The 16401-nt window shown below is 34.4% G+C and carries 13 protein-coding genes; all 13 read left to right on the top strand.

Annotated features, from left to right (window positions below; translation table 11 throughout):
- Positions 1-65 precede the first annotated feature (65 nt).
- The 13 genes from DEU42_RS06205 to DEU42_RS06145 all read left to right on the top strand — a co-directional run bounded on the left by DEU42_RS06205 (position 66) and on the right by DEU42_RS06145 (position 16386).
- Complete coding sequence (locus tag DEU42_RS06205) at positions 66-2480, top strand: SLBB domain-containing protein (protein WP_114757557.1); 2415 nt, start codon at positions 66-68, stop codon at positions 2478-2480.
- Positions 2481-2488: 8 nt separating this feature from the next.
- Complete coding sequence (locus DEU42_RS06200; protein ID WP_114757420.1) at positions 2489-3562, top strand: lipopolysaccharide biosynthesis protein; 1074 nt, start codon at positions 2489-2491, stop codon at positions 3560-3562.
- A gap of 62 nt (positions 3563-3624) precedes the next feature.
- Positions 3625-4896: a nucleotide sugar dehydrogenase gene (locus DEU42_RS06195; protein WP_114757419.1), complete on the top strand. Its 1272-nt coding sequence runs from the start codon at positions 3625-3627 to the stop codon at positions 4894-4896.
- A 59-nt stretch (positions 4897-4955) separates the two neighbouring features.
- Positions 4956-6140, top strand: coding sequence for an L-2-hydroxyglutarate oxidase (gene lhgO / locus DEU42_RS06190; RefSeq protein WP_114757418.1), 1185 nt, complete (start codon positions 4956-4958; stop codon positions 6138-6140).
- A gap of 22 nt (positions 6141-6162) precedes the next feature.
- On the top strand, positions 6163-7290 hold the full coding sequence (locus DEU42_RS06185) for a DegT/DnrJ/EryC1/StrS family aminotransferase (protein ID WP_114757417.1): 1128 nt from the start codon (positions 6163-6165) through the stop codon (positions 7288-7290).
- A 5-nt stretch (positions 7291-7295) separates the two neighbouring features.
- The gene (locus DEU42_RS06180; RefSeq protein ID WP_114757416.1) at positions 7296-7868 is read left to right on the top strand and encodes an acyltransferase; all 573 of its coding nucleotides are present in this window, start codon (positions 7296-7298) and stop codon (positions 7866-7868) included.
- Positions 7869-7883: 15 nt separating this feature from the next.
- On the top strand, positions 7884-8894 hold the full coding sequence (locus tag DEU42_RS06175; protein WP_114757415.1) for a Gfo/Idh/MocA family protein: 1011 nt from the start codon (positions 7884-7886) through the stop codon (positions 8892-8894).
- A 2-nt stretch (positions 8895-8896) separates the two neighbouring features.
- Positions 8897-10150, top strand: a complete 1254-nt coding sequence (locus DEU42_RS06170; protein WP_158537856.1) for an oligosaccharide flippase family protein — start codon at positions 8897-8899, stop codon at positions 10148-10150.
- A gap of 448 nt (positions 10151-10598) precedes the next feature.
- Positions 10599-11462, top strand: a complete 864-nt coding sequence (locus DEU42_RS06165) for a hypothetical protein (protein ID WP_147278068.1) — start codon at positions 10599-10601, stop codon at positions 11460-11462.
- The gene (gene wecB / locus DEU42_RS06160; RefSeq protein WP_114757412.1) at positions 11434-12510 is read left to right on the top strand and encodes a non-hydrolyzing UDP-N-acetylglucosamine 2-epimerase; all 1077 of its coding nucleotides are present in this window, start codon (positions 11434-11436) and stop codon (positions 12508-12510) included. Before DEU42_RS06165 ends, wecB begins: the two co-directional genes overlap by 29 nt.
- 1 nt (position 12511) lies before the next feature.
- Positions 12512-13717, top strand: a complete 1206-nt coding sequence (locus tag DEU42_RS06155) for a glycosyltransferase family 4 protein (RefSeq protein WP_114757411.1) — start codon at positions 12512-12514, stop codon at positions 13715-13717.
- The gene (locus DEU42_RS06150) at positions 13718-14935 is read left to right on the top strand and encodes a glycosyltransferase (RefSeq protein ID WP_114757410.1); all 1218 of its coding nucleotides are present in this window, start codon (positions 13718-13720) and stop codon (positions 14933-14935) included. It begins immediately after the preceding gene.
- 2 nt (positions 14936-14937) lie between these two features.
- Positions 14938-16386: a right-handed parallel beta-helix repeat-containing protein gene (locus DEU42_RS06145; RefSeq protein WP_114757409.1), complete on the top strand. Its 1449-nt coding sequence runs from the start codon at positions 14938-14940 to the stop codon at positions 16384-16386.
- The last annotated feature ends 15 nt before the right edge of the window (positions 16387-16401 follow it).

The raw sequence follows: 16401 nt of genomic DNA, 5'->3' as shown, positions 1-16401 counted from the left end.
TGTACTAGTATTTAGATTTTTAGTTTTAGGCTATTGATTTTAATTTTAGTTTTATATAAATGAATATGAACAAACTAACATTTTATTTTTGCTGTTTTTTTATCCTTTTTACAGGGACAATTTTTGCACAGGATTTATTTAACGGAGTTGATCTGAGGGTAGCCAATGTTGATCAGCTATCGGATCAGCAAATTGCCCAGATTCAGGAACAGCTTAAGAGCAATAATGTTTCTATAGATCAGGCTGAGACTATTGCTGTGTCAAAAGGGATGCCTAAATCTGAATTTGCAAAACTGCGTTCCCGTCTTGCGGCAACAAAAACATCGGGTACATCTTCTGGTGTTTCAGCAGGAAATGCCGGTAGTTTGATTGACAGAAAGATGGTTGCCACGCCTCAGGCTATGGCAACAGCTTCTAATCCTATCATCTTCGGTTCAGAATTATTTAATAATCCTGCTTTAAGTTTTGCTCCCAATGATAAAATTGCTACGCCACTAAATTATGTTTTAGGTCCTGGTGATGAGCTGCAGATAAGTGTTTATGGAGTTCAGGAATTCAACTCATCTGTTCCTGTAAATGTTGAAGGGAAAATAAGTATACCTTATGTTGGGCAGATCCCTGTTTCGGGAATTACCATCGAAGCTGCAATACAGAAGATAAGAAGCTCTATGTCTAAAATATATAGTACACTTGGTTCCGGTCAGTCTAAATTGTCTGTGAGTTTGGGAAACATAAGAACTATCAAAATTACTATAATAGGTAGCAAGTTGCCGGGTAATTACTCTATTTCGTCACTCTCTACTGTTTATAATGCATTACACATAGCAGGAGGGCCATCAGATAATGGTAGCTATCGTAATATCGAACTAATAAGAGGGAATAAAGTTATCAAGAATATAGACATATATCGTTTTTTGGCTGGAGGTGATCAGTCTGATAATGTAGGTTTACTTGATAATGACGTAATACGAATTCCGGTTTATAAAAACAGGGTTACAATCGAAGGTGAAGTAAAGCGTCCGGGTATATTTGAGATTAAGGGAGAAGAGACTTTCTCGGATTTATTAAGTTTTGCTTCGGGTTTTACAGAGATGGCTTATACGGCATCAGTAAACGTTGTGCAGAAGACAGGTAAAGAATTTAAAGTTACTGATATTGTTGAAAATGAATTTTCAAGCTATAAACCTAAGTCAGGAGATATTTTTAAAGTATCAAAGATTTTAAATCGTTTTGAGAACAGGATTACTGTCGAAGGGGCTGTTTTTAGACCTAATCAATATTCGTTTGCTCCAGGAATGCGTATTAGTGATCTGATACTAAAAGCAGATGGATTGCGTGAGGATGCATATGTTCAGCGAGGAAGACTAATAAGGATTAAGGACGACCTGACAACAGAAATTGTAGAGGTTAATATTGCTAAAGCAATAGATGGTGATCCTTCGGCTAATTTAGAGCTTAAGAAAGAAGATGTTCTTACAATATATTCCTTATTGGATTTTAAAGAAAACTATAGTGTATTTATTGAGGGAGAAGTTAAGAGACCGGGGAATTATCAATATTTTGAAAACCTTAGTTTAAATGATTTGATAATTCAGGCAGGTGGGCTTACAGGTGCAGCTTCAAAGAAAGTAGAAATTGCCCGCATGATTAAAGGTGAGAATATTGATAGTTCTAATCCGCGTAAGGTTGAAGTCATCGATATAGAAATTAATACTTTAGGTAATGAGCAGGCTCAAAACATTGAGTTGCTACCATTTGATGTAGTTAATATTCGAAGAATGCCTGTTTTTGAGCAACCGGAACTGGTAATCCTGAGTGGTGAAGTAGTTTATCCTGGAAAATATGTTATTGAAAATAAAGACGAGCGTATAGCTGATGTGATAAAACGTGCAGGAGGTTTATCTCCTCAGGCAAATATTTCCGGTGTTAAAATTAAGCGTCCTATAAAGGATGATCAGGTTGAAGATTTAAGTCGTATAGATCTAAATTTAGGCCATGGGGATACAATTCAGAAGAAATTGACTGATAAAGTTGTAAAGCTTAGATATACTGTGATTCCTGTGGATTGGGAAAAAATTATTAAAGACGAAAAACACTATTCAAACGTACTGTTACTTCCGGGGGATGAAATTGAAGTTACTGCATTTGATGAAGCTGTTAAAGTTTCGGGTAATGTTCTTTTAAATTCTGAAATACCTTATCGAAAAGGAAAAGGGTTTAACTATTATATTAATTCTGTTGGGGGAGTAGATAACAAAGGATGGAAGAAAAAAGCTTATATTATTTATCCTAATGGTAAAGCCGACGTGACAGGCTCATTCTTGTTTTTTAAATCTTATCCTGATGTACAACCGGGATCACAGATTGTGATTCCTTCGAAACCGGAAACCAAACGAATGACTACTGGAGAAATTGTAGGTATTGCAAGCATTCTTACAAGTCTTGCAGGTGTGGTAATTGCTATCATAAGTGTAAAATAGAAGTAACGATGGATAATGTTAATAAAGTGAAAATTCAGGAAGATCTTAATGTAAAAGATATTACTATGATAATTAAAGATTGGTGGTATTATTTTCTGTCAAAATCTAGATTAATACTACTTACTGGAATATTAGGTGGCGCTATAGGTGTAGCATATTCATTAAAGAAGAAAGATATATATGTTGCGAAATTATCTTTTGCTGTTGAAGATGATAAACAAGGTGGTATAGGGGGAGCCATGGGGCTTGCTAGCCAGTTTGGTCTTGATGTTGGAGGCGGAGGCGGAGGTATATTTACAGGAGCTAATCTTGTAGAACTTTTTAAATCAAGGAGTATGGTTGAATCAACGTTACTTATGCCTGTTATTGAAAAAAATAAAACCATCTCTTTGGCTGAAATGTATATAAGCGAAAATGGTTGGAGAAATAAATGGAAAGATATGAAACAACTTAATAATGTTCAGTTTTTGGCTGGTAAGGGTAGAGAAAATTTCTCAAGATCTCAAGATAGTATTTTAGAATTGATTTATAGAGATTTGTCAACAAATAGTCTTAGTATAATTCAAAAGGATAAAAAAGCATCCATATATACAGTTGAAGTGAAATCTACAAATGAAATTTTCTCAAAAACTTTTAATGAAGCGTGGGCAAACGTAGTCTCTGATTTTTACATAGATACCAAGAGTAAAAAAGCGCGTGTGAATATGGCCATATTACAGAGACAGCTTGATTCAATTAGAGGTGAACTGAATGGGTCTATAAGAGGCGTTGCTGCTGCAAACGACAGAACTTTTAGCCTTAATCCAGCATTAAATATTCAAAGAGTTCCATCTGTAAGAAAACAGGTTGATGTACAGGCGAATACTGCAATTTTGACGGAGCTGATTAAACAAACTGAATTGTCGAAAGTGACATTACGAAAAGAAACACCACTTATACAGATAATAGACAGGCCAATTTATCCTTTGTCAAAAGAAAGTTTTAGCTTGGTAAAGGGAATTTTTATGGGCGCCCTTACAGGAAGTTTTTCTGCTGTTTTGTTCTTGATATTTAAAAAGATATTTAAAGATATGATGATTTAACTTCTCAAAATTTACAATAAAAGATTTAAATAGTTTAGGTAATATAAATAACATAAAAACATATGAAAATTGCTGTAATTGGACTTGGATATGTAGGACTGCCTTTAGCAAGATTATTCGCTACGAAATATTCGGTTGTTGGATTTGATATTAATCAGGATAGAATTAACGAATTAAAATTGGGAAAAGATAGTACATTTGAAGTTGAAGACGATCTTCTTGCAAGTGTTCTTGTTGAAAAGCCTACATCTCATAGTGGTCTTTATTGTTCGACTGATATTAATGATATTTCTGATTGTAACTACTATATTGTTACTGTGCCTACGCCTGTGGATAAAAATAACAGACCAAATCTTACACCTCTTTATAAATCTAGTGAAACTGTTGGGAAAGTACTTAAAAAAGGTGATATTGTGATTTACGAATCAACCGTTTATCCAGGCGTTACTGAAGATGAATGTGTTCCTGTTTTAGAAAGAATTAGTGCACTTAAGTTTAACACCGATTTTTTTGTTGGGTATTCTCCTGAAAGAATAAATCCCGGAGATAAAGAACATACTGTAGAAAAAATTTTGAAGGTAACTGCGGGTTCAACACCAGAAGTTGGTGTTAAGGTAAACGATCTCTATAAATCGGTTATAAGTGCAGGTACTCATCTAGCTCCTACAATAAAGGTAGCTGAAGCAGCGAAGGTTATTGAAAATTCACAACGTGATATAAATATTGCCTTTGTTAATGAACTGTCAAAAATATTTAACTGTATGGATATAGATACTTATGCAGTGCTTGAAGCAGCCAGTACTAAATGGAATTTTCTTCCATTTAAACCAGGACTTGTGGGAGGTCATTGTATTGGAGTGGATCCTTATTACTTAGCACAAAAAGCTCAAGAAGAAGGATATCATCCTGAGATTATACTTGCAGGAAGAAGGTTGAACGATAGTATGGGAGAATATGTTGCCTCACAGGTTGTAAAACTTATGATAAAGAATGGGATAATTGTAAATAGCTCTCATCTTTTAATGCTGGGCATAACTTTTAAAGAGAATTGTCCTGATGTAAGAAATACAAAAATCATAGATGTTATAAAAGTCTTCAAAGAATATGGTATTGATGTAACAATTTATGATCCATGGGCTAACAGTTCTGATGTTGAACATGAATATGGTTTTAGAACTTTAGATAAATTGCCTAAAAAAACTTTTGATGCAATTGTTTTGGGTGTTGCTCATAAGGAATTTGCCAGTCTAGATTACAAGATGCTTAGAAAAGAAAAAAGTGTTTTATATGATGTGAAAGGCGTTCTCGGTGATTTAGCGGATGGGAAATTATAAATTAAATAAATTTATTTGTTTCAGCGGATATTCCAGACTATTTGCTATAAAGAATTATTATGAAATATGATGTAATTATTATCGGTGCCGGACTTGTAGGATTGGCTACAGCATATCAATGTCTTAAAAAAAATCAGAATCTGAGGATACTGATTTTAGAGAAAGAAAGCATTGTCGCTAAACACCAATCCGGACATAATAGCGGAGTAATCCATAGCGGGATTTATTATAAGCCGAAGAGCCTTAAAGCTAAAAACTGTCTTGAAGGGTATGATTCTATTATAAATTTTGCCAAAGAACATGATGTTAAATATGATTTGTGTGGCAAAATTATCGTAGCGACTTCTTCTGAAGAGATTCCACTTTTAGAGAATATATATAATAGGGGGAGAGAGAATGGATTGCAGAATCTTAGATACCTGTCGAGAGATGAATTCAGAGAGATTGAACCCCATTGTGAAGGGGTAAAAGCTATTAAAGTTCCACAAACAGGAATAATTGATTATCCGGGTATAGCAAACAAGATTAAAGATCTTTTTGTTGCTTTAGGAGGTGAAATAGAATTTTCCCAGCTGGTAAATAATATAGTTGAGAATATAGACAGAATAACTGTAATTACCGATAAAAAAGAGTTTATTACAAAAAAACTAGTTTCTTGTGCAGGTCTTTACTCTGATAAGATCACGAAAATGACGAATGATAAGAACGATGTAATTATTATTCCTTTCCGTGGTGAATATTATAAGCTGAAAGAAGATAAGGAGTATTTGGTAAATCATCTGATATATCCTGTTCCTGATCCTAATTTTCCATTTTTAGGAGTTCATTTTACTAGGATGATTGGCGGTGGTATCGAAGCCGGGCCTAACGCTGTTTTGGCTTTTAAAAAGGAAGGATATAATTTTTCAGATTTTAATTTTTCTGAAACAATGCACACGCTTACTTGGCCGGGTTTTAGGAAAATTGTGGCAAAATATGGTAAGACAGGCCTTGGAGAAATGCATCGTTCGCTTTCTAAGAGTGCTTTTACTAATGCATTACAAAAGTTATTACCGGAAATACAGGAGCAGGATCTTGTTCCCGGAGGTTCAGGTGTGCGTGCACAGGCTTGCGACAGAAATGGTGGGCTTTTAGATGATTTTGATATTGTACGGAATGGAAATATCATCCATGTCAGAAATGCACCTTCCCCAGCTGCAACATCGTGTTTGGCAGTAGGGAATACAATAAGTGAATTGATATAATTAAACCATAAAAAAATAGGGAATGAAAATCCAAATGGTTGATCTAAAAGGTCAATATGATAAGATAAGAGAAGCTGTAAATACAGAGATACAAAATTGTCTAGATAATACGGCGTTCATTAATGGGCCTGCTGTTAGCGAATTTCAAAAAAGTTTTGAAAATTATTTAGATATAAAGCATGTTATACCCTGTGCTAATGGAACTGATGCTTTACAGATAGCTATGATGGCTTTGGATCTAAAAGCCGGTGATGAAGTTATTTGCCCGGCCTTTACATATGTTGCTACAGCTGAAGTGATTGGTCTTTTGGGTTTAAAACCGATTATGGTTGACGTAGACCCTGATATATTCAATATTCAGCTTGATGGACTGGACAAATATATTACCCCAAATACTAAAGCTATAGTTCCGGTGCACCTTTATGGTCAGGCGGCAGAAATGGAAAAAATCATGGAGTTTGCAAAAAAACATAATCTTTTTGTTATAGAAGACAATGCGCAGGCAATGGGTTCCGATTTTACATTTACCGATGGTACGACCAAAAAAACTGGTACTATTGGACACATAGGCTGTACTTCATTTTTTCCGTCTAAAAACCTTGGGTGCTATGGAGATGGTGGTGCAATAATGACTAATGATGATGCATTGGCAGCCAAAATAAGAATGATAGCAAACCATGGGCAGGAAAAGAAATATTACCATAAAGTATTAGGATGTAATTCGCGTCTAGATACCGTTCAGGCAGCTGTTTTGAAAGTAAAACTGGAACATTTGGATGAATATTCTGCGGCCAGAAATAAAATGGCTTCTTATTATGATGCAGGCTTAGCTGATATTAAAGCGTTAGAGATTCCTAAAAGGGCTTCTAATTCTACACATGTTTTTCATCAGTATACTCTGAAAGTGAAAAATGGTAAAAGGGATGAGCTTCAAAAGTATCTTTCGGAGAAGAATATACCAACTATGATTTATTATCCATTGCCATTATACAAGCAAGAAGCTTTTCAGCAGTATGTTTCTGAAGGATTTTCGCTGCCTGTAACCGAGATGCTTTGCGACGAAGTGATATCATTACCGGTTCATACCGAGTTTAATGAGGAAATATCAGATTTTATAATATCAGAAATTAAAAACTTTTTTAAATTATAATACTTATGGCAGACTTTTTTGCACATGAAACAGCTGTGATCGATGAAGGTTGTGAAATAGGAAAAGGTACTAAAATCTGGCATTTTTCTCATATAATGCCGGGATGTACTTTGGGTGAAAATTGTAATATCGGACAGAATGTTGTTATTTCTCCTAAAGTAGTTTTAGGCAAAAATGTAAAAGTTCAGAACAATGTTTCTATTTATGAAGGCGTCACCTGCGACGAAGATGTTTTTTTAGGCCCGTCGATGGTTTTTACAAACGTTATTAATCCCCGAAGCGCTGTTAACCGTAAAAATCAATATCTAAAAACCCATGTGGGTAAAGGCGCCTCAATTGGTGCAAATGCAACTATAGTATGTGGTCATAACATTGGTCAGTTTGCATTTATTGGTGCCGGTGCTGTTGTTACGAAAGAGGTAGCTGATTATGCTTTGGTGGTTGGAAATCCGGCACATCAAATGGGATGGATGAGTGAGTTTGGTCAACGATTGGAGTTTGATAATGATGGTATAGCGAAATGTATTGAGAGCAATGAAACATATAAATTAGAGAATAACAAAGTTGTAAAACTTTAAAAATAACACCAACCAATGAACGATAAGATAAAATTTGCTGTAATAGGCTGTGGGCATATTGGCAAAAGACATGCTGAAATGATCAGCAGGAACGATGAAGCAGAACTTGTTGCACTTATAGACGTTAAAGATAAATCAGCACTTGGAATAGATCATTTCAATGTTCCTTTATACAATTCTTTAGAATCATTTTTTAAATCAGGAATTGATACTGATGTTATAAATATTGCTTCACCAAACGGTTTCCATGCAGAGCAGGGAATGAAGGTGCTGGAATCAGGAAGACATTTAGTGATTGAAAAGCCGATGTCTTTGACAAAAAAAGATTCTGAGGCATTGATTTTTAAAGGCCTGCAAAAACATAAACAAGTTTTTTGTGTTATGCAAAATCGATATTCACCGCCTTCGGAATGGTTAAAAGATATTTTAGAATCAGGTAAATTAGGGAAAATCTTTATGGTGCAGATCAACTGCTACTGGAATAGGGATAATCGTTATTATAAGGCTGATTCATGGCACGGTAAAAAAGATCTTGATGGGGGGACTTTGTTTACTCAGTTTTCACATTTCATAGACCTTATGTATTGGTATTTTGGAGATATCACGAACATTCAGGCAAAATTTGCAGATTTTAACCATAAAAAACTAACAGACTTTGAAGATTCAGGATTTGTTTCTTTTGATTTTGTAAATGGAGGTATGGGATCTTTAAATTATTCAACTTCTGTATGGGATAAAAATTTAGAGAGCAGCATTACGGTTATTGCAGAAAATGGTTCGCTAAAAGTAGGGGGACAGTATATGAACGAGGTAGAATACTGTCATATAAAAGACTATCAGATGCCTGAACTTGCACCAACTAATCCGGGTAACGATTATGGTGCATACAAAGGTTCTGCTGCAAACCACCATTATATAATTGAGAATGTTATTGATGTGCTTAAAGGAAGAAATACTATTACTACTAATGCACTTGAAGGTATGAAAGTAGTAGATATAATCGAAAGAATTTACAATCTGAAATAATTTTGCTCAAAACAATATTTAATAACTCTTTCCTAAGGAATGTTTCAACTTTGGCTAGTGGTACAATTATTAGCCAGATTGTTGTTGTGCTTTCATCCACTGTATTATCGAGATTATTTTCGGTAGCTGACTTTGGAGAGTTATCCGTTTTTACAAGTTTTACCGTATTTTTTGCTGTACTTTCTACCGGAAGATATGAGCAGGCTATTGTTTTGTCAAAGGGTATTAACGATGCCTATAAAATTGTTAAGCTTATATTTTGGATTGCTACAGCAATTTGTTCGGTTTATTTTATCACGGTAGTGTATTTTAAATTGTTTTACGGAGGAGAAATAAATCTTACTTTTTTAAAAAGCAGAACTGCCTATTATTCTCCGTTTTATATTTTTAGCCTTGCGATTTTATCGTCGCTGGGTTACTTTTTCCTGAGGGAAAACAAGTATAAGATAATAACTGTAGCCAATTCCCTACAGGTTATTTCTACAACTGTATTTAGTATCTTTTTCGGATTCTTAAAGGTACATGACGGAATGATAATATCTATGATTATTGGTGCATGTACAGCTGTAGTATATTATTTATCGAGGGGGAAAGCTTTGGTTAAGAATGTATTTGCTTCTGAGAATGTGAAAGAGATTGGGTTAAGATATATTTCATTTCCAAAGTACATGACATTTTCTGATATGTCATTAACGGCGAGTCAGCAGTTTATACCTGTATTGTTTTCGATATTGTATTCGTCTACCATTGTTGGTTTCTTTTCAATGGCAAACAGAATGATAAGGCTGCCTAATATTTTGATTACATCTGCAGTAGGCAATGTCTTCAGGAATGAGGCAATGCAGCAAATCAGGGAAGAAGGAAATTGTGCGAAACTGTATAATTCCACATTTAAAAAGCTTCTGATCATTTCGTTACCTGCGTTTTTATTTATTTTTTTGATTTCGCCGGTTGCGTTCAGAGTCTTTTTTGGTGAAAACTGGGTTGAAGCAGGAAACTATGCAAGAGTTTTATGCATTATGCTTTTCAGCGAATTTATTTCCAGTCCGTTAAATGTGATTTTTACAATAAGGGAACAGCAAAAGAAGTTTATGTATTTGCAGATTCTTAATATGATTATTGGCAGTATATTAATCTATGCAGGTAAATATTATTTTGAGAGTCCGCTTTATTCGCTCTTGCTGTTTTCATGTAGCGGATTGTTATTCAATATGATTTTTCTATACTCTTCTTATAAACTGGCAAAGGATGTTTAGAAATTTTATAAGTAAAAAATATTCTGTGTATATTATCGGAATAGTATATTCTATACTATTCTTTTACGGGTATATAGTTTTTTTGGAACCTAATTACGGATATGCCGGTTTTGCCATTATTCCCGAAAGAATGGACATGCCGTGGTTAGGTTTCTTCACGTATATTTTAGTATTGGTACCTTTATTTTTTTATTCAGGGATCAATTTTATATCCAGCTTTATAAGCATTTTTATATACTATATTCTTTATATACCTATATTGTTTACATTATTTCTTAATATGCCGTTTTCTGTACCAGATGTTGTTAGGGTAGAGATATTGTTTTGCATAAGTATGTCATTGCTTTTTTGTGCTGACAAGATTAAATTCAGCACTTATTTAATCTTACCATCGAGAATTAATGTTTATAAACTTGTTTATATACTTACAATACTATGTACCGTCTATATGCTGTTTGTTTATCGTAATAGTCTTAGATTAGTTTCTTTTGCAGACGTTTATGATTTACGGTCTTCAAATGATGAATTAGGAGGTAATTTTTTTACTGCATATTTATCTTCATGGCTTTCAAATGCTTTTATACCTTTAACATTTGTTTATGGGCTGTTTGCATCCAAGAGGCTCTATGTATGGGTGGCAACTTTTGCATGTTTGGTTATTTATATGGCAACGGCAGGAAAGAGTGTAATTCTCTTCCCTCTTTTTATGTATGGCTTATACCAAATATTGAAAAGGGTAAATCTTAACGGTTCCTTTTTCGCCATAGGTGCGGCATTAATAGGAATAATGTTATTTACGCTGCTTATAGACCTTAATGTTTTTATTGGAGCAGTTTTTTGGATGAGGACTTTGGGAAATGGAGGTTTGTTAGCTAATTATTATTATCAGTTTTTTTCTGAAAACCCAACCACCTATTATTCCCATATCAATTTTGTTAATGCCATAACGCATTCATACCCTTACGGGGATGTTCCTTTGGGGAGGGTTATCGGACTGGAATATTGGGGGGAAACAAATTCTAACGCAAGTTTTTGGGCCACGGATGGAATAGCCGCAATGGGAGAAATTGGCATCTTATTCTCGAGTGTTATTTTATTTTTTATTTTTATATTCTTTAACCGCGTTAGTAAAGGATATAATAAAGTTTTTTTGATTTTGGTTTTAGTACCATTTATTAACTCGCTCCTAAACATGTCTTTATTTACGAGCATGCTTACAGGAGGAGGATTCGTAATTTTTTTGGTGTTAATGTTTAGTTCATCAGTCAATAATAAATATATTAATGAAAATTTTAACAATAGTTGGCGCTAGGCCGCAATTCGTAAAAGCAGCAGTCCTGAGCAGGGCAATTAGTCAAAGGAGTGATATCACAGAAATACTTGTTCATACAGGTCAGCATTATGATGCTAATATGTCTGATGTTTTCTTTGAGGAGATGAACATTCCGCAGCCGGATTACAATCTTCATGTACAAAGTAAATTGCATGGAGATATGACAGGTAAAATGATGAGTGAGATTGAGAATATTGCCATAAAAGAAAATCCGGACTGGATATTAGTATATGGTGATACAAACTCTACACTTGCCGGTGCTTTGGTAGCTTCGAAATTACATATCAAGCTTGCTCATGTCGAGGCAGGATTGCGATCATACAATAATTTGATGCCTGAAGAGATAAACCGAATTTTGACAGACAGGGTGAGTGATATACTTTTTTGTCCTACCACAACAGCTGTAGAAAATCTTCAGAAAGAAGGCTATGGCAATTTAAAAGGAAAAAAAATTGTTCAGACAGGAGATATAATGCTGGAAGCGTCTCTTTATTATGCGGCTAAAAATCAGCATTCAAAATTAGATTTGCCTTCTAAATTTATTTTGTGTACTGTTCACAGGGCTGAAAATACAGACAACCCTGAAAAGCTGAAAACTATTTTTGAATCCTTAAATGAAATTGGGAAAGATGTTCCGGTTGTATTGCCAATTCACCCAAGAACAAAAGGAAAACTGAATGATATATTTACTGATGCTGAAACTAGATTTCCAAACATTAAACTTTTAGCCCCTATAGGCTATTATGATATGATTTGGTGTTTGCAGAATTGTGAATTTGTTATAACCGACAGTGGCGGATTGCAGAAAGAAGCTTATTTCTTTAAAAAGTACTGCTTGACACTAAGAGACCAGACAGAATGGGTTGAACTTGTTCAAAACGGTTATAATATCTTAAGCAATATTGATAAAGAAGATATTTTAAATAACTTCAGTAAATTAAAAGATATTAATAAGAATTTTGACGAAGAGCTTTACGGTGACGGTAAAACAGGATTACAGATAATAAATGAACTTTTAAATTATTAAGATGAGATTTGTACACGTAGAGGATTTTGTTCATCCAAATGCAGGATACCAGCTTAACCTTCTTGGAAGATTACAGGTTAAACAGGGGCATGAGGTTATTATTGTGACTTCTGAACTGGAACATGTTCCGGATTTTTTGGTTAGCTTTTTTGGAAAAGAAAATATAAAAGAAAAAGACGAAAAATATTTTCAGGAAACTGGCGTGAGAATTTTAAGATATCCCACTTATGGCTGGTATAGCAGCAGGGCTATCTTTAAATTAGGATTGCATAAATTCCTTAAAAAACTAAATCCTGATGTTTTGTTTATTCACGGTGAAGACACCCTTACGGGAATGAAGTTGCTGATGTCTTACAAAAGCATGAAAATGCCATATGTACTGGATTGCCATATGCTGGAAATGGCTTCGGTTAATAAATTTAGTGCGCAATTCAGGAAATTTTTCAGAAGATTTATTACGCCAATTATCCTGAAAAATAATATTCCTTTAATTAGGGTTGTTGGTTCTGATTTTGTTGAAAAACATTTCGGAATTCCATTAGAAAAAACCCATCTTCTGTCTTTTGGGACGGATACCGATTATTTTAAGCCTGATGCAGAGGACAAGTCCCGCTACAGGAAAGAATTGGGCTTTGGTGATGATGAATTCATTGTACTTTATGCCGGTAAACTCGATGTTCATAAGGGAGGTATTTTTCTTGCCGAAACACTAGAGAAAAAGTTTGAAGTACCTGAAAATAAAAAATTAAGATTTGTAATTGTAAGCACAACTTCAGATAATGATTATGGGCGTCAGGTAGATGAAACCCTGGCCAGATCTGAAAACCTGATAAGCAGGTTTCCTACTCAAACCTATTCTGACCTGGAGAAATTTTATAAGCTTGCCGATATCGCTGTTTTCCCTAGGCAATGCAGCATGAGCTATTTTGAGGTGCAGTCGTGTGCACTTCCGGTAGTTTTAGAAGAAAATGAGATAAATGTTGAAAGGGCATCTAATAAAAAAGGGTTAATTTTTGCTGATCAGGATATGCAGGATTTCAGGTCTAAGATTATGCAATTTGTAACAATGGATAAGGGAGAATTAGAGACTTACAGGAATAATTCTAGAGAGAATATATTGAAAAATTATGATTATCTTCCAATTGCCCAGCAGTTTACAGATGTAATGATTAATGAATATGAACGCTTTCATTCAATAAAAAGCTAAATGAATGTAAAAATTCTGCAAATCTCAAGTGAGCTGAATGTTGGTTCAGTAGGAAGAGTATCTGAGCAAATAGGAGATTTGATCCTGGCTGAAGGCTGGGAAAGTTACATAGCATACGGAAGAGAAGCAAAGGAGAGTAAATCCGTCGCCTACAAAATAGGTACCCATAAAGACTTATTGATGCATGGTGTTTATACCAGGCTAACTGATAAGCATGGTTTTGGGTCAAAGCAGGCTACTAAAAAACTGGTTCAGTATATTGATGATGTAAATCCGGATATTATCCATCTGCATCATTTGCATGGCTATTATATAAATATAGAGGTACTCTTCAGCTATCTTCAAAATAAGAATATACCTGTTGTATGGACTTTTCATGATTGTTGGTCTTTTACGGGGCATTGCGCACATTATGATTTCATAGGTTGTGATAAATGGAAAAAACATTGCTCTAAATGTCCGCAATTGTCTGAATATCCGCAGAGTTTCGTGGATAATTCTTATGATAATTATGACAAAAAAAAGGAGTTGTTCCGATCGGTTGCAAACATGAGCATTGTTGCGGTTTCTAACTGGATAAAAGATCAGGTCAAAGAATCATTCCTCTCTGATATACCATGTTATGTAGTTCAGAATGGTGTTGACGTAAATGTATATAAACCTGTTGATACAGGAGATTTTAGAAGAAAGTATAATTTAGAAAATAAAAAAATCATTTTAGGTGTTGCAAGTCCCTGGTCTGAGAAAAAAGGGCTTCAGGTTTTTTGCAACATAAGCGAACAATTAGGCGATGATGAGCAAATCGTTTTGGTTGGATTGTCAGCAAAGCAGATCAAAAATCTGCCGGATAAAATTTTAGGAATAGAAAGAACTACAAATTTACATGAGTTAGTGGCATTGTATTCTACTGCTGATGTATTTGTAAATCCAACTTACGAAGACTCTTTTCCTACTACTAATCTTGAATCTATGGCATGCGGAACGCCTGTTATAACATTTAATACCGGCGGAAGTGTGGAGTCTGTTACGGAGGAAACCGGGATAGTAGTTGAAAAGGGTAATGAAAGTGCATTAATGGGAGCAATCAGTGAGGTTGTAAAAAACGGTAAGCAACATTATTCCGAAAGTTGTATAGAAAGGGTTTCGACTTATTTCAACAAGAATAATTGTTTTGATAAGTATATAAAATTGTATAAAAATATTTTGTCTTCTAACTAAGTATGAATCCGAAAAAACTGATATTTTTTCTTTTAATCTGCATGAGCACTTTAGCCTTTTCCCAGAACAGGCGTAGAGGCGATACCTTGTCTATTACACTGAAACCATCTTATGATGATTTTTCGGCAATACAAAAAGCATTAGATAACAAGGGCGGCAAATATTTGAAAATAATTTTAGACGGAAAATTTGTTGTTGGTAAAACATTAGTTACAAGAAGAAATAACACAATGCTTTTTTTTACTAAAAAGTCACAATTAAAATCGGTATCAAATATTAATGGCATACTTTTAATTGTTCATAATAACTGTATCGTTAAAAATGGAAAATTCATTGGGAATAACCAATCAACAGATACTTTTTATAACGGTTTTGGGGTTCAGCTGTCTGATACAGAAAATTGTAAAATTTTAAATTCTGAATTTAGTGGCATTAGCGGGCTTCCGATATTTTTATCTTACAGCAGGAAAGGCTGTAAAAATAATATAGTTGAGAATAACCGTATCTTTAAGCCTGCGATTAATTTAAGTCAAGGAGGAGATGAAGCCGGAATTATGCTGGGATATTCAGGAGACGGTTACTTTCATGAAAACAATACCATTTCCAATAATGTTATTGACGGGGGAGATGTACTTGAGATAGGAGCCGGAATTATTGGGCATGGAAGAAATAATACCTTTTCCGGCAATGAGATTTCTAATTGCCTCTCTTATGGTATTGTTGCCTACGAATCTGCGTATACAGATGTTTCGCTCAGCGGGACTATCGTGAAAGGAAATACGATTAGAAATATTGGTCAGGTTGGAGAAAAAACTACTGTTAAAGGTATGGGAATCTATCTGATGAAATCAATGGATTCTAAAGTAAGCGAAAATAAATTGTACAATACCCTGAGAAATTCTGATAAAAGCGAAACGTTGGGCGCCGGAGCAATAGCCATAAGCGGAGCCATAAATGCTATCGTTGAAAATAATTTAATAGACGGCTCCGGAATGTATGGTTTTGTTAATGACTACAGTTTTAATTTTAAGTTCAGGAATAACACCATAAAAAACACAGTCAAATCAGGGGCTTATTTTATAAATGTAAGCAATGGAGATATTGAAAGCAATTATTTTGAAAATATTGGGGCTGTAGTTTTAAGAGGATATTTTGAAAATACCGGACTTGATTATATAAAAAAGCAATGGAAAATATCGACCTATTTAAATTTAGAGACAGGACAGAATTTAAAAATAATTAATAATACCTTTGATTCAGAAAAAGAAATATTATACTTCAAAGGAACTTCGGGTAAGGAGCAGAAAATAGAAAATAAGATAAAAAATAATATTTTTGCAGATAATACTATTGTAAGAAGAAGCAATACCCCATTAAAAGATGAAGATATTGCCTTTAGGACAGAAAGTGGTAACAACATAATTAAAAACAATATAATTAAGAAAAATTAGTCATACTGTTGTTGA

The sequence above is a fragment of the Flavobacterium sp. AG291 genome (assembly GCF_003350375.1).
Lineage (GTDB): Bacteria > Bacteroidota > Bacteroidia > Flavobacteriales > Flavobacteriaceae > Flavobacterium > Flavobacterium suzhouense.
Note: the sequence above shows the minus strand (reverse complement) of the source record. Positions and strands in the feature narration are given on the sequence as shown.